The sequence below is a fragment of the Streptomyces sp. NPDC101118 genome (assembly GCF_044759445.1).
GTDB lineage: Bacteria > Actinomycetota > Actinomycetes > Streptomycetales > Streptomycetaceae > Streptomyces.
Genome location: NZ_JBIVZG010000009.1, coordinates 169,177 through 187,987, shown reverse-complemented (window position 1 = coordinate 187,987; position 18,811 = coordinate 169,177). Strand labels below are relative to the sequence as shown.

Sequence of the window (18,811 nt, the reverse complement as noted above, 5' to 3'; positions counted from 1 at the left end):
GCGGAGCGGGGCAGGGAAGCCGGTTCGCCCGCTGGGCGGAGCGGCGTTGTCAGTGGCGGCCGGCAGGTTGCGTGCGTGCATCTGCGGTACACCTTCCGGATCGATCCCACTGCGGGTCAGCGTCTTGCGCTGGCCCGTACGTTCGGCTGCGCCCGGGTGGTCTTCAACGATGCGCTGGCCGCCCGTAAGGCCGCCTGGAAGGCGGACCGGTCGAAGATTCCAACGGGAACTCTGGCGAAGCGGGTGATCACCGACGCGAAGCGCACGCCCGAGCGGGCATGGCTCGCGGAGGTGTCCGTGGACGCGCTCCAGTCCTCTCTCCGGGACCTCGACAGCGCCTACGCGAACTTCTTCGCGTCCGTGTCGGGGAAGCGGCCCGGTCGTCGTATGGGTCTGCCGGTGTTCAAGTCGAAGAAGGACAGCCGGCAGTCGGTCCGGTTCTCGAAGAACGGGTTCCGGCTGCGGGACAACGGACGCCTGAACCTCGCGAAGATCGGTGACGTGCGCGTGCGCTGGTCCCGGCCCCTGCCCGCTGCCCCGTCCAGCGTGACCGTGGTCAAGGACCCCTCGGGCCGGTACTTCGCCTCGTTCGTGGTCGACGTCGAGCCCGAGACACTTCCGTCCGTGAAGGCCGAGGTGGGTATCGACCTGGGCCTGACCCACTACGCCGTCCTCTCCGACGGCACTGTGATCGACAACCCCCGCTTCCTGCGCCGGGCCGAACGGCGCCTGCGCAAGGCCCAGCAGACCCTGGGCCGGAAGGCGAAGGGGTCCAAGAACCGGGCCAAGGCCCGGATCAAGGTCGCCCGCGCTCACGGGAGGGTGGCTGATGCGCGTAAGGACTGGTGCCACCAGCAGGCTTGGAGGCTGATCCGCGACAACCAAGCGGTCTACCTCGAAGACCTGGCGGTCTCCGCCCTGGCGCGCACCCGCCTCGCCAAATCCGTCCACGATGCAGCCTGGGGCATGTTCCGCCGGGTCCTGGAGGAGAAAGCCGCCCGCTACGGCCGGCACGTGGGTGTCGTGTCGCGGTGGCTGCCCTCCTCTCAGACCTGTCACGTGTGCTGGGTCGTGGACGGGCGGAAGCCGCTGCACGTGCGCACCTGGAGGTGCGAAGGCTGCGGTACCGAGCATGATCGTGACCTCAATGCGTCGCGTGTGATCCTCGCCGCCGGACGGGCGGAGAGGCTAAACGCCCCTGGAGGGCCGGTAAGTCCCGGAGTGGAAATCCCACGCCAGGCACGGCCCGTCGAACGGGGAACCCACCCGAAGCCCCAGCCGGTACCCACCGGCCGACAGGCGGGAATCCCCGCCCGTTAGGGCGGGGAGGACGTCAACCTCGCTCGATCGGAACGATGGTCAGCCAGTGGTCGTGGCGGGGGTCGCCGGCGCCGCGCACGGTTTCGGCGTACGCGCGGACCAGGCGGCGGGTGAGGGGGCCGGGGGTGCCGTCGGCGACCGGGCGGCCGGAGATTCCGGTGACCGGTGTGATGCCGACGCCCGTGCCGGTGAGGAAGACCTCGTCGGCCTGGAGCAGGTCGGGGACGCCCAGGTCGCGTTCGAGGGTGTCCACGCCCATGCCCTCGGCCAGCACCCGGACGGTGTCGCGGGTGATGCCGGGCAGCAGGTCCGCGCTCGGCGGCGGGGTGAGCAGGCGCCCGTCCCGCACCGCGAAGACGTTGGCGGTGCTGGCCTCGGCGACCTGGCCGCGGTCGTTCAGCAGGATCGCGTCGTCGTACCCGGCGGCGCGGGCCTCCTCGGCGGCCAGGGCGCTGTTCACGTAGCCGCCGGTGACCTTGGCCTGGACGGGGATCGCCGAACTGCGGGGCCTGCTCCAGGAGCTGACGCCGCAGGTGATGCCGGTGGACGGGGTGTACGCGCCCAGCGTGAACTGGGTGACGGAGAACGCGTCGGTGAGACCGGTCAGCCGGACGCCGGCCGGGGTGCCGGGCAGCAGCCCGAGCTTGTAGCCGAGGGGGCGCAGGTAGCTGTCCTGGGCGATGGCGTTGCGGCGGAGCAGGTCGAAGGTGCGCTCGACGAGTTCCTCGGCGGTGGCGGCCACCTCGATGCGGAGCAGGCGGCAGGAGCGCAGGAAGCGTTCGTAGTGGTCGTGGGCGCGGAAGATGACCAGCTCGTCGCGGCCGGGGACGGCGAAGGCGCGGATGCCCTCGAAGACGGCCGTGCCGTACTGGAGCGCCTGGGTGGTGAGCGGCAGGCCGACCTCCGCGAAGGGGACGACGGCGCCGTCGTGGTACGCCCAGGGGGCGACGCCGGGCCGGGCGGAGGGGGCCGGGGCGGGCCCGGGGGCGTCGGCCGTGGCCGGTGCGGGTGCCGCTGCCGGTGCCGGTGCCGTGGCGGCCACCGCCGAGATGCGGCCCGGGCGGGCGTCGTCCTCGGCGAGGGAGCGGGTACGGGTGCGGGTGCGCTGTGCGGGCATCAGGACCTCCTGGCGGCGATACCGGCGGCGGCCAGGCTCTCCATGGCCTGGGCGTCGTCCATGGCGTGCGTGGCGGTGCGCAGGTCGATCACGCGGGCGGCCTTCCAGCTGACCATCGCGCCGGTGCTGGTGACGCTGCCGAACGCGTCCTCGCCGACGTCCAGTTCCAGGCCCAGCTCCGCCCGTACGTCGGCCACGGTCGCGGCGACGGCGGCCGCGTCGGCGGTGCGGCCTGCGGGGTGCTCCAGCCGGAGCGAGAGCCGGTCGGCGCCGGCCTCCCGGTCGATGACCACCTGGTAGTCGAGCCAGCCGCGTACGTGGCGCAGCAGCAGGTTCTCCAGGTCGTAGCCGGTGACGGAGTGCCCGCCGAGCGGGATCCGGTCCCGTACCCGGCCCAGGGGCTCCAGCGAGGCGGCCGGCACGGTCTGCCCGGGCCGCGGGTCGCGCAGCCGGACGAGGTCGCCCGTGCGGTAGCGGACCAGCGGCTTGGCGCCCTGGTAGAGGTGGGTGACGACCAGCTCGCCCTCGCGGACGCCGTCGGCGTCGGGGACGGCCCAGGCCCCGGTCTCCGGGTCGATCACCTCGCTGTACGCGATGAGCGGGGCGGTGTAGAGGCGGCCGTCGGCGGCGACCGCGCCCTTCACGGAGGCCTCCTGGGAGGCGTACAGGGCGTTGTGCGCCTTCGCGCCCCACAGCTCGCCGAGGTTGGCCAGCAGGTTGGGGGAGGCCAGCTCGCCGGTGGTCATCAGCACCTGGAGGCGGAAGTCGCGGCGCGGATCGAGGCCGGCCCGGATCGCGTGCTTGGCCAGGGTCATGGCCATGCCCGGGGTGCAGAACAGGCCGGTGATCGGGAAGTCCTGCATCACCTGGAGGGCCCGCTCGAAGCCGACCATCGGCGAGTGCGGCCACATCTTGGCCACCGTGAGGCCGAGGTTGCGGCAGACGTCCCCGAAGGTGTCGGAGAAGGCGTGCAGTTCGGTGGGGCCGCTGGAGCCGATGACCTGGCCCTCGCCGAACTCCTGGAAGACCGTGCCGTAGTAGTGCGTGAGGACGGTGTTGTTGTGGATCGAGTCGACGTCGTCGCGCGGGCAGGGCGTGGAGCGGCCGGTGGTCCCGGTGGTCTCGTAGAAGATCCACGCGTCCGACAGCGGGCGCGACAGCATCTCGTGCTGGGCGGCTCGCAGGTCGTCCTTGGTGGTGAAGGGGATGGCGGAGAGGGTTGCCTCGTCCAGCCGCTCCACGGACCCGGGGTCGACGCCGGCCAGGTGGCGAGCGTAGAAGGGCGAGTTCTGCCTGACGTAGCGCAGCGTCTGGCGGACGAGGGCGGACTGGTGCGCGGCGAGCCGCTCCTCGTCCCACTCCCCCGCGAGGAAGGAACGGTGCTGGTCCCGCAGGACGGCGGTGATCTCGGCCAGCTCGGGCCGGTAGACGGTGAACATGACGTACCTCTTCTCGAACGGGTGGTACGGGGACCGGCGGAGCCGGCAGAACCAGGACCGGAGCGTGGGCCGGCGGAGCCGGCAGAACCAGGACCGGAGCGTTGCCCCCCGGGCCTGACAGGCCCGAGGCCGAAGCGCTGCCCGCCGGACCGGCAGCACCGGACCGAAAGCCTTGCCCGCCGAGCCCGACAGGCCCGAGGCCGAAGCCCCGGCCGCCGGACCGACAGCACCGGACCGGAAACCTTGACCGCCGGGCCCGGCAGCACCGGGACCGGCCGCGCCTGCCGCACCGCGGGCGACGCGCCCCGCCGACGGCGCGGAACGTCCAGCCGGTACGGGACCGACCGGCGGTGCGAGGACGGCTGCCCGTGGTGCGGGGCCGCCGTTGGCAACGGAGACGCCGGCCGCGCGACGCCGGCCCACGCCACGGGGACGATCACTTGCGGCTCCGGGACGGCTGCCCGCCGGGCGGAACGCGCCGGCGGCGCGGGCTCCAGCACCTGCGGTGCAGTGCCGTGCGGTGCCGGCGGCCGGCATCCCGGGGCAGGTCGCCGACCACCAGAGGGTGACCCGGGGCCGGCGACCCGGCGCCCCTCACGGACCCTGCGGCGCCGACCCGGCACCTTCAGGGGCCGGGCCGGCCACGGCCGGACACCCGACGCGGGGCCCGCGGTTGGCGGCCCAGCCCCGCGGGGCCGGACGACCGGCGACCCGCACGCCTCGCGGCCGGTCGCCCACCGCCGGACACCCGGCGCAGGGCGCGAGGCCGGCGACCTCGCGTCCCACGCCGTTCCCGACGCCGGCTCCCGGACACCCGGAGCGGGCCGTGCGGCCGGGGACCCGGCACCTCTCAGGGCCCAGACCCCGCCACCGGACCAGGAGCGGAGCGCGCTGCCCGCGATCCGGCACCCCACACAGGGCCCCACGGCCAGCGATCCAGCACCCCTCGGGCCGGTGGCCCACCGCCGGACATCCGACGCAGGACCCACGGCCAGCGGCCCGGAACCTCGCGGAGTCCGAGGCCGGCGACCCCGCGTCCGCGCGGATCCCGGCGCCGGCTCCCGGAACGGGCCGTGCGGCAAGGGCCCGGAACCCCTCAGGGCCCAACCCCCCGCCCCCGGGCCCGGAGCGGAGCCCACCGCCGGCAACCCAGCACTCCACATGGAACGCCACTGTCGGCGACCACCACCCCTCACGGCCGGTCACCCACCGCGGGACCCCCGGCGGAGGAGCCGCAGGGCCCAGAACCCGCGCAGAGCCCGCCGCAGGCAATCCAGCACCCGACGCGGAGCACCACAGTCGGCGACCCACACCCCTCGGGGCCGGTGGCCCACCACCGGACACCCGACGCAAGGCCCGCGGTTGGCGGCCGGGAACCCTCGCGGGGCCCGAGGGTGCGACCTCGCTCCCGCGCCGAGCCCGGCGCCGGATCCCGGACGCCCGGAGCGGGCCGTACGGCCAGCGGCCCGGCACACTCTCGGGCCCGGCGCCCCCGCCGGAGACCCGGAGCAGGGCCCGTGGCCGACGGCGCAGACCCCCCACGGGAGCCCGCAGCCGGCGACCGGCACCCCACACGGGGCCCGCTGCAGGCGACCCGGCAGCTCACGCAGGAGCCCGCCGCAGGCGACCGGCACCTCACCCGGGAGCCCGCCGCAGGCGGCCCGGCTAGCCCGTCTCCGCCAGGTCCGCGACCACCCAGGTGCTGATCTCGCGCCAGCGCTCGACGGACCGCTGGTGGAAGGGGTGGTCGAGGTAGGCCCGGAGCGCGTCCTCGTCGCGCACGAGGCCGACGACGGCGTAGTCGTAGGCGACCGGCCGGTCGGTGATGTTGCGGCCGGCCTGCCAGTGCAGCAGCTCCGGCACCTCCTCGCCGACCCGTACGGCCAGCTCCTCGGCCTCGGCCACCTCGGGGTGCGCCCAGTCGTAGCCGGGCCGGAACTTGAACAGCGCGATGTGCCGGATCACCAGGACCCCTCCCAGTCGCCGAGGGCGAGCAGGGCGGCCAGCTCGTCCTCGTCGGTCAGCGGTACGTCGGTCACGCCGGCGGCCGGGCGGTCGACGGCGGTGCGCAGGAAGCGCTCGTAGGTGCGGGCGAAGCGGTCGGCGGTCTCCGGCTCGAACAGGTCGGTGTCGTAGCTGAAGACGGCCGTGGTGCCCTGCGGCTCCTGTTCCAGGCGGAGCATCAGGTCGAGCTGGCCCTCCTGCTGGGGGACGTCGATCAGGGCGAGCGACAGGTCCCCGTACTCCAGGGCCGGGCCCTCGGCCGAGCCGCGCGGAACGGTCGGGACGGGCGGGTCCATGCGGTGCATCTGGACCAGGAAGGCGCCGATGCGGAACAGCGGCGCGCCCGGCGGGCGGGCGATCAGGGTGCAGGGGTGGCGGGCGTGGAACATGGCGCCCTGCACCTGCCGGCCGGCCTCCTGCGCCGCCTCCTCGAAGGTGGTCCCGGGGGCGAGGCGGGCGCGGACCGCGAGGGTGTTGAGGTAGCAGCCGACGAGGTCGCGGGCGCCCCGGCCCAGCCGGCTGCTGGCGGGCACCCCGACCAGGAAGTCCTCCTGGCCCGTCCACCGGGCCACCAGGGCCTGGAAGGCACCCAGGTGGACGGCGAAGGGGGTGGTGCCGGCGGCCTTGGCCACTTCGGCGAGCCGCTCGGTCAGTTCGGCCGGCAGCTCGACGGCGACGGTGGCGCCGCGGTAGCCGGGGCGCGGCGGGCGGGGCCGGTCCAGGGGGAGTTCGGCGGCGGGGACGCCCTCGGTGGTCTCCCGCCAGTACGCGGCGGCCCGCTCGCCGGGTCCCGAGGCGAGGTACTCCTCCTCCTCGGCGACCGCGTCGGCGAACGAGCCCTTGAGGGGGCGCCAGGCGGGTTCGCCGCCGGCCGTGATGCCGCGGTACGCGTCGAGCAGGTCGCGCGCCAGCAGCGTGCGGGAGGTGAAGTCGCCGACGATGTGGTGCAGGGCCATGACCAGCGCGAAGTCGTCCTCGGCGCGCTGGAGGAGCACGACGCGGAAGACCGCCTCGGTCAGGTCGAAGGGCTGCTCGCCGGCCTCGCGGGCCAGCCGCCGCAGCTCCTCCTCCGGCACCCCGGGCACCTGCCGCACGTCCAGCGCGACGTACGGGGCGTCCTTCTCGACGCGTACGGGCACCCCGTCGCGCTCGGTGAAGTACGACCGCAGCTGTGCCTGGCGGCGGCCGGTCTCGGTGACGGCGCGGGCGAGCGCGGGCACGTCCAGCGGGCCGCGGACGCGCAGCGGCATGGTGATGTTGTAGACGGCGCTGTCGGGGGCGAAGCGGTACGCGGCCCAGATGGACTGCTGCGTCGCGCCGAGCGGGGCGCCGGGGGCACCGGACGCGGTGTCCGTGCCGGGTCCTTCGAGGGTCGGGGCGGTCATCCGCAGCCTCCCGCGTGGCTCATGTCCGTGGTCCGGCCGGCTCCGGCGAGGGCCGGCTCCGGTGCCGGGACGGGCTCCGGCGCGACGGGCTCCGGCGCGACGGGCTCCGGCTCCGGCTCCGGCTCCGGGAAGGAGGCGGCGAACGCGGCGAGCCGGTCGATGCCCCAGTACGGCTCGGTGCCGTTGACGAAGTACGGCACCCCGAAGACCCCGTCGCGCTGGACGTCCAGCAGCGCCTTCACGCCCTGCTCGCGGATGCCCGGGTCGTCCACGGCACCGGCCACCTCGTCGGCGTCCAGGCCCAGTTCGGCGGCCAGGCCCCGGACGACGCCGGGGTCGCAGATGTCCGCGCCCTCCAGCCAGCGGGCCCGCGAGACCCGTTCGACCCAGGCACGGCCCAGGCCGTGCCGCTCGGCGGCGAACCAGCCCAGGTGCGCGGGCTCCCACCACGGGTCGCGGTCGACCGGCCAGGTCAGGGCCAGCCCCCGGGCGGCGGCGAGCCGGCGGACGTCGCGCAGGATGTAGAACTGCTTGGCCCGGGACATCGGGGTGTACGGGAACTCCCCGCCCGCGTCGGCCAGCATGGCGGCGCTGGTCGGGTCGGGCTCCCAGAAGGGCCGCCACTCCAGCCGGTCCAGCAGTTCCGGGTGGTTCTGCCGGAGTTCGAGCAGCGCGAACCAGGAGTAGGGGCTGCGCAGACTGAAATAGAACCTCGGCGGCTTGGGTGCGCGCGCCATGGGTGAACTCCTTTTGCGGTGGGCGCCGCACGGCGGGTGCCGGGACGGCGGGACGGAGAGGCGGGGGGAACGCCCGGACACGGCGAGGCGGAGGTGCACCCTGCGGGTGGACCGAGGGACGCTCCTGCGGGTGGAGCGGCGGGACGCCCCGGCGGGTGGGGCGTACGGGCTCCCGGCCGGTCAGACGACGAGGCCGCCGTCGACCTGGAAGACCTGGCCGGTGATGTACGCGGCGCGGTCCGAGGCCAGGAAGGAGACCAGCTCGGCGACCTCCGTGGCGGTGCCGAAGCGGCCCAGCGGGATGCGGCCGAGCATGTCCTTGACGTGCTTCTCGGAGAGCCCGGACGTCATGTCGGTGTCGATGAAGCCGGGTGCCACGGCGTTGGCGCGCAGCCCGGACCGGCCGGACTCCTTGGCCAGGGCCTTGGTGAAGCCGATGATCCCGGCCTTGGAGGCCGAGTAGTTGGTCTGGGTGGCGTGGCCGCCGGCGGCCACCGACGAGAGGGTGACGATGGTGCCGCGGCGGCGCTTCATCATCGGGAAGACCACGGCCTTGCAGAAGTTGAAGGTGCCGTCGAGGTTGGTGCGCAGCACGTCGTCCCACTGCTCGTCGGCCATCATCGCGAGGTGGCTGTCGCGGACGATGCCGGCCGCCGTGACGAGGACGTCGACGGGGCCGAAGCCGTCCTCGACCTCGGCGGTCAGGGCCCGGACGGCGTCCCGGTCGGTGACGTCGGCGCGGCGGGTGAGGACGCGGCCGCCGTGCTCCCGGGCCGCCTTGGCGGCGAGTTCGGCCGCCGCCTCGTTGGACTGGTAGCAGAGGGCGACGTCGTACCCGTCGCGGGCGAGGGTCTCCACGACCGCCCGGCCGATGCCCCGGGATCCTCCGGTGACCAGCGCCACCGGCCGTGCCGCTGCGGCGGTGCCGCCTGTCTCGGACATGCTCGGGTCCGCCTTCCTTGGGGTGGTGTTGCGGTGGTGTTGCCGGTGGGGTCGTACGGTGCCGCGCTCGTCCGGGGGCGCCGCGGGGGCACCCCGCGTCCTACACGCCCAGCCGCAGCAGGCCCGCGCCCGCGGTGCCGTCGCGGTCGACGGCAGTGACGAGGGCGAGGCGGCCGGCCAGCGCCGGGTTGGCGTCGGACTCGGCGAGCACGGCGGCGGTCTGGAACGCGCCCGCGGCCGCGGTGGTGTCGCCGATCAGCAGACGGGGGCCGAGCCGGAGCACCGGGCCAGGCAGGGCGTCCAGTACGGCGGCCTCCTGCTTGGCCAGCGGTCCGGCGGGCTGCCCCGGTGCCACCAGGGCCAGTTCCTCGGGGTGGGCCCCGGCCGCGGCCAGCACGTCGGCCACGCAGCGCTCCAGGGCGGCGCCGGCCCGCGCCGGGTCGGCGAAGGAGCGGAACCGCAGGCCCAGCACCGTGGCCAGCGGGACGCGCCCGCCCGCGTGGGCGTGGCCCGCCCGCTCCAGCATGAACAGGGCGGCGCCCTCCCCCAGCGGCTGCGGGGCGTCCCCGCCATGGTCGGCGACCCGCTCCAGGCGGGCGCGCTGCGGCGAGAACTCCTCCACGGCTCCGGCGAGGAGGGCACTGGCGTGCCCGGCACGCAGCAGCCGGGAGGCGTAGTTGAGGGTGAGGAGTCCAGTGGTGGCGCCGCCGGACAGGGTGACGTTGGGGCCCTTGAGCGTGTGCCGGATGGCGCTGGCCCCGGCCGGGCAGTTCATCACCGTGTTGGGGAAGCGGGCGGGGTCGACGTGGAAGGGCTTCTCGCCGGTGAGGGCGGACTCCGTGAAGTCCATGATCGACTGCACGCTGCCGGAGGTGCCGAGCACGAGCCCGGTGCCCTCCGGGTCGTCCAGGCCCTGCCCGTAGTCGGCCAGGAGCATGCCGACGGTGGCGGCGGCGATGGCGGTGACGCGGTCCATCGCCCGGGTGCCCTTGCGGCCCAGCACCTCCCGGATGTCGAAGCCGGGGATCAGCCCGGCCCGGTCGTACGGGACGGGCCACTCGGCCGGGTCGAGCTCGGTCAGGGCGCCCTGCGCGGCGCGCAGGCCGGTGCTGAACTCGGAGCGCCCGAGGCCGTACGGCGAGGCGACCGCCCAGCCGGAGACGACGAGCGCGGCCGGGTCGGCCGGGGGCGGGCCGGCGGGGGTGCCCGCGGGTGCTCCGGCGGGCACGGGCGCGTGGCCGGCGGCCGGCACCGGGGACGGCGCGGCCGGTTCTGTGGCGGTCATGGGACTCTCCTCTCAGGAGGCGACGGCCGCGGGAGCGGCGGTCCGGTCGGCCGCGGAAGCGGCCTGGACGGCTGCGGAAGCGGTCTGGACGGCTGCGGGCACGCGGCCCTCGGAGCCCTCGGCGGCCTCACGCCCGGCACCGGCGGCCCCGGACCCGTCCCAGCGCCCCATCACCAGCACGGCGTTGTTGCCGCCGAAGGCGAGCCCGTTGTTCTGCACGACCTTCAGCTCGGCCTCGACGGCCTCGTTGGGCACGCAGTCGACGGCGCAGTCCGGGTCGGTCTCGCGGTGGTTGACGGTGGGCGGGATGAAGCCCTCGCGCAGGGCCAGGGCGCAGGCCGCGGCGGCCAGGGCGCTGGCGGCGCCCATGGTGTGGCCGATCATGGACTTGATGGAGACGGTGCGGGGCAGGTCCTCGCCGAAGACCTGGCGGATCGCACCGACCTCGGTCACGTCGTTGGCCTTGGTGCCGGTGCCGTGCGCGGAGATGAAGTCCACGTCGGCGGGGGTGATGCCGGCGTTGCGGTGGGCGGCCCGGATGCACCGGGCGATGCTGTCGCCGTCGGGGGCCACGGGGTGGCTGGCGTCGCAGGACAGCCCGTACCCGAGCACCTCGGCGTAGATCCGGGCGCCGCGGGCGAGGGCGGACTCCAGGGACTCCATGAGGAGGATCCCGGAGCCCTCGCCGGTGAGGATGCCCTGGCGGTCGCTGTCGAAGGGCCGGCAGACGTCGGGGGCGATGGTGCCGAGGCGGTAGAAGCCGGTGAAGGTCTTGAAGCAGAGCGCGTCGGCGCCGCCGCACAGGGCCATCTCCACGTCGCCGGTGCTGATGGCGTCGTAGCCGTAGCCCACGGCGTAGTTGCCGGCCGCGCAGGCGGTGGCGACGGTGACCGTCTCCACGTCCTCCAGCTCCAGTTCCCTGACGATCCCGGCGGAGAGCCGGCCCGGCCAGACCCGGCGGGCGACCACCGGGTCCAGCCGGTCCTGGCCCTCGGCCACCTGGACCCCGACGAGGTGGTCGAGGTCGCGGGACTCGCCGTCGGTGGTGCCGACCGAGACCAGGGAGCGCCTGGCCCGTACGTCGGCCTCGGTGAGCCCCGCGTCGGCGACGGCCATCCGGCTGGCGGCGACCGCGAACTGCGAGGCGCGGCCCAGGTCGTCGGCCGGGAGGCGGCGCAGCCACTCCTCGGCGTCGAAGTCGGTGATCTCGCAGGCGTTGGAGTGGGCGAAGCCGGCGGTGTCGAAGGCCTCGATGGGCTTGGCACCGCTGCGGCCGGCCCGCAGGCCCGCCGCGAAGGCGTCCACCCCGGTGCCGATGCTGGTGACCACGCCGAGGCCGGTGATCACCACGCGGTGCGGGGCCACGGTCCCGGGGTCCCCGGTCCTGGCGGTCTCGGTCGGCTGGGCGCTCACTTGCCCTCGGCCTCCGCCACGACGAGGTAGACGCCCTCGAGGTTGGTCATGCGGGCGAGCTCGGACTGCTCCAGCGTGATGCCGAAGACGCGCTCCAGGGAGGCCAGGATCTCGATGGCGCGGAGCGAGTCGGCGTCGTGCTCCTCCTTGAACAGGCTGGTCTCGGTGACCTCGTCGAGCTCCAGCTCCAGGATGTCGCAGACGATCTCCTTGATCTGGGCCTTGCGGTCGGTGCCGAGCTCGGTGGTCTGGACGGTCATCGCTGCCTCCGTGGGCGGGGTGCGCGGAAAAGGTGGATGACATTGATTGTTCGAGAGGCCGCTATCCGTGCCCTATACGGCGCCCGCGCGGCCCCCGGGACGCGAAAGGCCCGCCGCGGCACCCCTGTTGACCAGGGGCGCGGCGGCGGGCGCGGCGTGCTTCGGCGGCGGCTCTACGGCGTCAGTCGGCCGCCCCGATGAGGCGCACGGCGGGGGTGCGCAGGGCCAGCCAGGCGGGCACCAGGACGGCCCCCAGCGCCACGACGGCACAGGCTCCGGTGGTGATGAGGAAGGGTGCCGTGGGCACCTCGACCACCGCGCCCGCGACGAGTTGCTGGAGGGCGCCCCAGAGGCCGCTCAGGCTGACCGCCACCACCCCGGCGGCGAGCAGCGCGCCCACCGCGACGACGAGCAGCGCCTCGCCGGCGACGATGGCCACCAGCTGGCGCGGGGTGGTGCCGGTGAGCCGGAGGAGGGCGAACTCCCTGCTGCGCCGGCGGGTGGACATGACCAGGGTGTTGGCGACGGCGACGCCCGTGTAGACCACGGCGATGCCGCCGATCACGTACAGCGCGAGCCGGGCGTCCTCCTGGCGCTTGGTGTCGCCGACGGCCGTCCACTGGGAGACCGGTACGGCGTGGGCCGCCTCGCCCTTGACGGCCGCGGCCAGGGCGGTGCGCACCGCGGCGGGGTCGGCGCCGTCGCGGAGCTTCACGTAGGCGGCGGAGGGCAGGTTGCTGCCGGCGTGCTTCGGGGTGAGGACGGCGCCGTTGCCGCTGGTGCTGGTCTTGAACACGGCGACGACGGTCAGCTCGGTCTTGGTGCCGTCGCCGAGCCAGACCTCGACCTCCTCGCCGACCGAGCGGTTCCAGGACTCGTCGACGGCGATGGTGGTGTCGGACAGCTTGCGCACGTCGCCCTTGACGCCGGGCAGGCCGAGGACGGTGCCGAGGGCGGCGGGGTCGACGGTCTCGGCGGAGTACGGGACGACGGCGCCCTCGCCGCCGGGGCCGGAGAACATGTCGGCGCCGGGGGCGGTGTAGACGGTGGTCGAGGTGGTGGCGGCCACCTGTACGCCGGGGATGGCGGAGACCTTGCCGAGCAGCTCGCGGGTGAGGCCGGGGGCGTGGTCGGGGGCGACCACGTAGTCGGCGCTGTTCACGCGCTGTCCGGCCTCGGTGGCCTTGGCGCCCTCCAGGGAGTCCGACGTGCTCCACAGCGAGCAGACCAGTCCGACGGTGATCAGGACGGGTGCGGCGGTGGCAGCGGTGCGGCGTACGGAGGTGACGGTGTTGGCGCGTACGAGCAGGGCGCCCGCTCCCCGGGTCCAGGCGACCGGCAGGGTGGCGAGGCGCGCGAGCAGCGGGATCACGACGGGAGACAGCAGGGCGAAGGCCAGGATGAGGGCGGGGCCGACGGAGGTGGCGAGGCTGGCCCAGTACAGCGGCGGCAGCAGCGGGGCGACGGCGATCAGCCCGATGCCGACGGCGAGGGCGGCCAGTCCGCCGAGCCAGCGGAACCAGGTCATGGCCCGGGTCTCGACGGTGGCCTCGCGCAGCGCCTCGATGGGCCGGATGCGCCCGGCCCGCAGGACGGCCGCGCCGGCGCCGACCAGGGCGAGGAGCACCCCGAGGAGGGCGACGAGGAGCAGGACGACCACCGAGGCGGCGCCGATCTCGACCCGGAACCACTCGGGTGCGAGGCCCTCCTCGGCGAGCTTTCGGGCGAACCAGGGCCCGGCGGCGAGTCCGGCGAGGGCTCCGGCGGCACCGGCGACGGCCCCGACCCCGGCGGCCTCCGCGAGGACGAGGCGGCGCACCTGCTGCGGTGTGGCGCCGGAGACCCGGAAGAGGGCCAGTTCGCGGCGGCGCTGGGTCACGGAGAAGGCGAAGGTGGAGCCGACGACGAAGACGGAGACGAAGCCGCCCACACCGGCGGCCATGCCGAGCATGGTGCTGACGCCGACCAGGGCGGCGGAGTCGTCCCGGTACTGGGGGTCGGCCTCGCCGCGCTCCTCGCCGGTGAGCACCTCGGCGGCGCTGCCGACGGCCTGGCGGACGGCCTCGGCGTCGCCGGTGACGACGACGGCGTCGACGCGCGGGGAGATCCGCTCGGCCTCGGCGGGGGTGAAGAACACCGGCTGCTCGAAGGGGAGTTCCCCGACGGTGCCGGAGACGGTGTAGCGCTTCTGGCCCTGGGCGGTCTGGACGGTGACCTGGTCGCCCGGCTTCGCCGTGCCCGCCGGGGTGACGACCTGGTCGTCGGCGGCGGGCGCGGTGCCGGCGGTCAGCCGGTAGCCGCCGAAGGCGGCGGAGGTCCAGGGGTGGCCGACCTGGCTGCCGGGGCCGTCGGCGACCTGGGCGTAGAAGCTGCGGTCGACGACCGCCTTGCCGGCGCCGGCGGCCTTGGGCACCAGGGCGGGATCGAGTCCGCGCGGCTCTTCCAGGGGCAGGCTGTACGTGGTGCCCCAGTCGGCCGGCACGGTCAGGTCTTGGTGGGCGCGCACCACGACCGGGGCCTCGGCGAATCTGCCGGGGCCCCGGTCGGGGCCGCTGGTCGTGGCGACCAGCACCAGCCCCAGGGAGGACATCAGCGCGACTCCCAGGGCCAGCGCCAGGAAGGTCCCGCCGAATGCGGCCCACCTGCTGCGCAGGGTGAGCCAGGCGATGTTCAGCATGTGTGTTTCTCCCGTGGGGGGTTGGGCCGCCGGTCCTCAGACCGACGCTGTCACAGGTTCCGGCCGGTGCAGGGCGGCTGGCAGGAAGTCGTCGATCTGCACGCCGAGAACCCACTGTTCCGCCTGGTCCTTGACCCAGCGCGCGAGGGCGAGGTCGAGGACGCCGAGGCCGAACGGCGAGTAGACGGTGACGCGTTCGGGGTCGGGCGCGTACCGGGCGGGGTCGCGCAGCAGGGCGCCGATCGGGGCCTCGATGAAGTCCCGGCCGCCGGTGGCCTGTTCGGCGAGGTGCAGGGAGGTGCGCTCGCGGCAGACGTGGTCGGCGTCGTCGACGACGTTCCGGGCGCCCAGGATCGCGTCGACGGTCAGGTCGCGCAGCGAGACGTGGAGCACGGTGGTGCCGGGGCGGGCCGCCGCCAGGTCGAGGTGGGGGGTGCCGGCGGTGGTGGCGAGGGAGACCAGCTTGTGGGCGGCCAGCGCCTCCTGCGGGGTCTCGCAGTAGGTGACGGACGCGCCCGGGACGATCTTCCGGGCCTCGCGGGCGAAGTGGACGGCGCGCTCGGCGTCGAGGTCGTACAGGGCGATCTCGATCAGCTCGGGGAGGCGGGCCTTGGCGAACCGCAGCACTTCCAGGTTGATCGGACCCAGGCCGATGAGGGAGATGCCGCGCGGCTCGGCCTCGGTGGTGAGGAGTCCCGCGGCGAGGGCGGCGGAGGCGCCGGTGCGCTTCGCGGAGATCAGGGAGGCCTCGATGAAGGCCTCGGGGCTGCCGTCGGCCATCGAGTTGAGGACGATGCTGGCGGTGGCGCGCTCCTTGCCGAGGGCGACGTTGCCGGGGAAGCTGGCGATCCACTTCATCCCGGCGGCCGGCGCGGCGCCGCCGATGTGCGCCGGCAGGCCGATGATGCGGTTGCGGTCGTCCTGGGGGAAGCGCAGGAAGACGGAGTGGGGCAGCGAGGTGCGGCCCTCGTCGTGCAGCCGGTAGGCGTCCGCGACGAGGTCGAGGATCTCCGGCTCCTTCCCCTTGAGTATGTCGCGCACCTCGCGGTGGCCGATGATCAGCACAGCACGGTCTCCTTCAGGGTCTCGCCGGCGTACGCACCGCGGGCGGGGTCCTTCCACAGGTGGGAGACCTCGCCGAAGTGCCCGCGCACCCAGCTGTCGTTGTAGATGGTGTCGAGGTAGCGGTCGCCGCCGTCGGGCAGCACGAGGACGACGTTCGAGCCGGGCTCGATGGCCGGTGCGAGCCGTTCCAGGGCCGCGACGACACCGCCGGAGGAGCCTCCGGCGAGGATCGCCTCGCGGCGTACGAGACGACGGCAGCCGACCACGCAGTCGAGGTCGGTGACGTGCACGACGCGGTCCGCGTCGCCGCGGCGGAGCAGGGGCGGGCGGACGGAGGCGCCGTGCCCGGGGATGAGGCGGGTGCAGGCGACGGGCGAGTCGAAGAGCACGCTGCCCACCGCGTCGACGGCGTTGACGGTGGTGGTCATCCCGGTCCTGCGGATGTACTCGGCGCAGCCGCCCAGGGTGCCGCTGGTGCCGGCGGCGAGGATGAGCTGGTCGACGCGGCCGTCGAGCGACTCGGCGATCTCCCGCATGGTGGTCTCGTGGGCGAGCCGGTTGCGCGGGTTGGCGTACTGGTCGGGCCAGAAGGCGTGGGGGATGGTGGAGAGGAGTTCGGCCACGCGGCGCAGGCGCATGGGCAGCAGCTCTCCGGTGACGGGGTCGGGTTCGGTGACGACCTCGACCTCGGCCCCGTAGGCGTGCAGGATCCCGATGTTCTGGTCGGTCGTCCTGGCGTCGACCACGACGATCAGGCGCAGGTCGAAGTAGGCGCAGAGCTGGGCGAGCCCGATGGCCAGGTTCCCCGAGCTGGACTCGACGACCGTGGAGCGGCCGGGGATGAGCTCACCGGTTCTGATCCGGCCGAGGACCATGCTCAGCGCGGCACGGTCCTTGATGCTGCCGCCGGGGTTGAACCGCTCGATCTTGGCGAACACCCGGGAGGTGAACCCGGGGACGACCCGGTCCAGTTCGACGAGCGGGGTTCCTCCCACCGCCGAGAGGATCCCCTTGAGCCCCGGGGCGTAGGCCGGGCGGCCGGACGTGGTGGTTTTCCCTTCGTCATACGGCATGTGATGCAGCCATCCTCTGCTCGTGTGGCGGGACGGCCCCCGGCCCCTGCCGCCGGAGCGGCAGGGGCACGAAGACGGTGTCCGGCACGGGTCAGGCGTTGTTGCCGTTGTTGTTCAGGTTGTTGTTCACGTTGTTGTTGATGTTGTTGTTGTTCAGGTTGTTGTTGTTGCCGTTGTTGGCGTTGTTGTTGTTGTTCAGGTTGTTGTTGAGGTTGTTGTTCACGCGGGTTCCTTCCGGGGGACGGGTGCTGAGCGTCCTGTTCAGCGGTCCCAGACTCCGGCCGGCGGCTATATCCGCCCCATACGTCCCCGCCAGGCGCCGCGTAGCTGCGCTATAGCCCCGCCGCTCACTCTGGGCCGCATCGACTCACCACCCTCGCCCCGGAAGAGAGCTGAGAGCTGACATGACCGGCACCGGCACCGACCACCGCATCCAGAAAGTCGTGATCCTCGGAGGAGGTACGGCCGGCTGGATGACCGCGTCCTACCTCGGCAAGGCCCTCCAGGGCACCGTGGACATCACGGTGCTGGAGGCGCCCGCGATCCCGCGCATCGGCGTCGGCGAGGCCACGGTCCCCAACCTGCACCGCGCCTTCTTCGATTTCCTCGGCATCAACGAGGACGAGTGGATGCGGGAGTGCAACGCGAGCTTCAAGATGGCCGTCCGCTTCGTCAACTGGCGTACGGAGGGCGAGGGCGAGGCGCAGGCCCGCACCCTGCCGACCGACGGCCCGGACCACTTCTACCACCCGTTCGGCCTGCTCCCGGACTACGACCAGACCCCGCTCTCGCACTACTGGTTCAAGAGAAAGTACGAGGGCAAGACCACCGAGCCGTTCGACTACGCCTGCTTCCGCGAGCCCCCCGTCATGGACGCGCTGAAGTCGCCGCGCTGGCTCGACGGCCGCCCGGCCACGCGCTACGCCTGGCACTTCGACGCAGCGCTCGTCGCGGACTTCCTGCGCCGCTTCGCCACCGAGAAGATGGGCGTCAACCACGTCCAGGACGAGATGACCAGCGTCGAGAAGGACGACCGCGGCTACGTCTCCGCCCTGCACACCAAGTCCGGCGCCCGCCTGGAAGCCGACCTGTTCGTGGACTGCTCCGGCTTCCGCGGCCTGCTGATCAACCAGGCCATGGGCGAGCCGTTCATCGACATGAGCGACCACCTGCTCTGCGACAGCGCGGTCGCCACCGCCGTCCCGCACGACGACGCGGCCAACGGCATCGAGCCGTACACCTCCGCGATCGCCATGAAGTCCGGCTGGACCTGGAAGATCCCCATGCTGGGGCGCTTCGGCACCGGCTATGTGTACTCCAGCAAGTTCGCCTCCAAGGAGGAGGCGACCGAGGAGTTCTGCAAGCTGTGGGACCTCGACCCGGAGACGACGAAGTTCAACCACGTCAAGTTCCGCGTGGGCCGCAACGAGCGCGCCTGGGTGAAGAACGTGGTCAGCATCGGCCTGTCCTCCTGCTTCCTGGAGCCGCTGGAGTCGACCGGCATCTACTTCATCACCGCCGCGATCTACCAGCTGGCCAAGCACTTCCCGGACCGCACCTTCAACCCGGCGCTGGTCGACCGGTTCAACAACGAGATCGAGGTGATGTTCGACGACACCCGCGACTTCATCCAGGCGCACTTCTACTACGCGCCGCGCAACGACACCCCGTTCTGGCGCGCGAACAAGGAGCTGACGCTCCCGAAGAACATCCAGGAGAAGATCGCGGCGTACAAGGCCGGCCTGCCGATCAACTCGCCGATCACCGACGAGTCGACGTACTACGGCAACTTCGAGGCCGAGTTCCGGAACTTCTGGACGAACGGCAGCTACTACTGCATCTTCGCAGGCCTCGGCCTGGTTCCGGACGCCCCGCTGCCCGCCCTGGCCCACAAGCCCGAGTCCGTGGCCGGCGCCGAGCCGCTGTTCGACACCGTCAAGCGCCAGCAGCAGAACCTGCTGGAAACGCTGCCCAGCACGTACGACTACCTGCGCCAGCTGCACGGCGCGTAGCCGATTCCCCCCGCACGGCCCGGCCACCCGGTTCCCCCCGCCGGTGGCCGGGCCGTGCTGTACTCATCCCACTGGAGGGACC

15 protein-coding genes are annotated in these 18,811 nt (G+C 73.7%); 2 read left to right on the top strand and 13 right to left on the bottom strand.

Annotation, left to right across the window (positions count from 1 at the left end):
- Window positions 1–75: 75 nt before the first annotated feature.
- Window positions 76–1,320 (top strand): RNA-guided endonuclease InsQ/TnpB family protein, encoded by a 1,245-nt coding sequence (locus ACIQUQ_RS17525; protein ID WP_403976554.1) that lies wholly within the window; start codon window positions 76–78, stop codon window positions 1,318–1,320.
- A 13-nt stretch (window positions 1,321–1,333) separates the two neighbouring features.
- Here ACIQUQ_RS17525 and ACIQUQ_RS17520 read toward each other — a convergent pair whose 3' ends face one another.
- From ACIQUQ_RS17520 to ACIQUQ_RS17460, 13 genes are all read right to left on the bottom strand, one after another.
- Complete coding sequence (locus ACIQUQ_RS17520; RefSeq protein ID WP_403976552.1) at window positions 1,334–2,437, bottom strand: branched-chain amino acid transaminase; 1,104 nt, start codon at window positions 2,435–2,437, stop codon at window positions 1,334–1,336.
- Complete coding sequence (locus ACIQUQ_RS17515; protein ID WP_403976550.1) at window positions 2,437–3,876, bottom strand: phenylacetate--CoA ligase family protein; 1,440 nt, start codon at window positions 3,874–3,876, stop codon at window positions 2,437–2,439. Before ACIQUQ_RS17515 ends, ACIQUQ_RS17520 begins: the two co-directional genes overlap by 1 nt.
- A gap of 1,665 nt (window positions 3,877–5,541) precedes the next feature.
- Window positions 5,542–5,841 carry a Dabb family protein gene (locus ACIQUQ_RS17510; RefSeq protein WP_399950462.1) on the bottom strand — a complete coding sequence of 100 codons (300 nt, stop codon included), beginning with the start codon at window positions 5,839–5,841 and terminating at the stop codon, window positions 5,542–5,544.
- Window positions 5,838–7,265 (bottom strand): condensation domain-containing protein, encoded by a 1,428-nt coding sequence (locus ACIQUQ_RS17505; RefSeq protein WP_403976548.1) that lies wholly within the window; start codon window positions 7,263–7,265, stop codon window positions 5,838–5,840. The genes ACIQUQ_RS17510 and ACIQUQ_RS17505 overlap by 4 nt, the downstream gene beginning before the upstream one ends.
- A complete protein-coding gene (locus ACIQUQ_RS17500) occupies window positions 7,262–8,002 on the bottom strand; it encodes a 2-hydroxychromene-2-carboxylate isomerase (RefSeq protein WP_403976546.1) in 741 nt (246 codons plus the stop codon). The genes ACIQUQ_RS17505 and ACIQUQ_RS17500 overlap by 4 nt, the downstream gene beginning before the upstream one ends.
- Window positions 8,003–8,182: 180 nt before the next feature.
- The gene (fabG, locus tag ACIQUQ_RS17495; protein ID WP_399950453.1) at window positions 8,183–8,944 is read right to left on the bottom strand and encodes a 3-oxoacyl-[acyl-carrier-protein] reductase; all 762 of its coding nucleotides are present in this window, start codon (window positions 8,942–8,944) and stop codon (window positions 8,183–8,185) included.
- A gap of 100 nt (window positions 8,945–9,044) precedes the next feature.
- The gene (locus ACIQUQ_RS17490) at window positions 9,045–10,229 is read right to left on the bottom strand and encodes a beta-ketoacyl synthase N-terminal-like domain-containing protein (protein ID WP_403976544.1); all 1,185 of its coding nucleotides are present in this window, start codon (window positions 10,227–10,229) and stop codon (window positions 9,045–9,047) included.
- 12 nt (window positions 10,230–10,241) lie between these two features.
- Window positions 10,242–11,642 carry a beta-ketoacyl-[acyl-carrier-protein] synthase family protein gene (locus tag ACIQUQ_RS17485; protein WP_403976542.1) on the bottom strand — a complete coding sequence of 467 codons (1,401 nt, stop codon included), beginning with the start codon at window positions 11,640–11,642 and terminating at the stop codon, window positions 10,242–10,244.
- Complete coding sequence (locus ACIQUQ_RS17480) at window positions 11,639–11,902, bottom strand: acyl carrier protein (RefSeq protein ID WP_403667582.1); 264 nt, start codon at window positions 11,900–11,902, stop codon at window positions 11,639–11,641. The genes ACIQUQ_RS17485 and ACIQUQ_RS17480 overlap by 4 nt, the downstream gene beginning before the upstream one ends.
- 181 nt (window positions 11,903–12,083) lie before the next feature.
- On the bottom strand, window positions 12,084–14,579 hold the full coding sequence (locus tag ACIQUQ_RS17475) for an FtsX-like permease family protein (RefSeq protein ID WP_403976540.1): 2,496 nt from the start codon (window positions 14,577–14,579) through the stop codon (window positions 12,084–12,086).
- A gap of 36 nt (window positions 14,580–14,615) precedes the next feature.
- Window positions 14,616–15,644: a 2,3-diaminopropionate biosynthesis protein SbnB gene (gene sbnB / locus ACIQUQ_RS17470; protein WP_403976538.1), complete on the bottom strand. Its 1,029-nt coding sequence runs from the start codon at window positions 15,642–15,644 to the stop codon at window positions 14,616–14,618.
- Entirely contained in the window at window positions 15,638–16,717 is a 1,080-nt protein-coding gene (sbnA, locus tag ACIQUQ_RS17465; RefSeq protein ID WP_403976536.1) for a 2,3-diaminopropionate biosynthesis protein SbnA, read from the bottom strand. Before sbnA ends, sbnB begins: the two co-directional genes overlap by 7 nt.
- A gap of 91 nt (window positions 16,718–16,808) precedes the next feature.
- Window positions 16,809–16,940, bottom strand: a complete 132-nt coding sequence (locus tag ACIQUQ_RS17460; protein WP_403976534.1) for a hypothetical protein — start codon at window positions 16,938–16,940, stop codon at window positions 16,809–16,811.
- 181 nt (window positions 16,941–17,121) lie between these two features.
- On the opposite strand from ACIQUQ_RS17460, the gene ACIQUQ_RS17455 reads away from it, so the two are divergent.
- Entirely contained in the window at window positions 17,122–18,729 is a 1,608-nt protein-coding gene (locus tag ACIQUQ_RS17455; protein ID WP_403976532.1) for a tryptophan halogenase family protein, read from the top strand.
- Window positions 18,730–18,811 lie beyond the last annotated feature (82 nt).

Excerpts from the sequence above, each read along its gene's own strand:
- ACIQUQ_RS17455 (WP_403976532.1), top strand. The coding sequence starts at position 17,122 with ATGACCGGCACCGGCACCGACCACCGCATCCAGAAAGTCGTGATCCTC.
- ACIQUQ_RS17490 (WP_403976544.1), bottom strand. The coding sequence starts at position 10,229 with ATGACCGCCACAGAACCGGCCGCGCCGTCCCCGGTGCCGGCCGCCGGC.
- sbnA (WP_403976536.1), bottom strand. The coding sequence starts at position 16,717 with ATGCCGTATGACGAAGGGAAAACCACCACGTCCGGCCGCCCGGCCTAC.
- ACIQUQ_RS17475 (WP_403976540.1), bottom strand. The coding sequence starts at position 14,579 with ATGCTGAACATCGCCTGGCTCACCCTGCGCAGCAGGTGGGCCGCATTC.
- ACIQUQ_RS17505 (WP_403976548.1), bottom strand. The coding sequence starts at position 7,265 with ATGACCGCCCCGACCCTCGAAGGACCCGGCACGGACACCGCGTCCGGT.
- ACIQUQ_RS17480 (WP_403667582.1), bottom strand. The coding sequence starts at position 11,902 with ATGACCGTCCAGACCACCGAGCTCGGCACCGACCGCAAGGCCCAGATC.
- ACIQUQ_RS17515 (WP_403976550.1), bottom strand. The coding sequence starts at position 3,876 with ATGTTCACCGTCTACCGGCCCGAGCTGGCCGAGATCACCGCCGTCCTG.
- fabG (WP_399950453.1), bottom strand. The coding sequence starts at position 8,944 with ATGTCCGAGACAGGCGGCACCGCCGCAGCGGCACGGCCGGTGGCGCTG.
- ACIQUQ_RS17520 (WP_403976552.1), bottom strand. The coding sequence starts at position 2,437 with ATGCCCGCACAGCGCACCCGCACCCGTACCCGCTCCCTCGCCGAGGAC.
- ACIQUQ_RS17500 (WP_403976546.1), bottom strand. The coding sequence starts at position 8,002 with ATGGCGCGCGCACCCAAGCCGCCGAGGTTCTATTTCAGTCTGCGCAGC.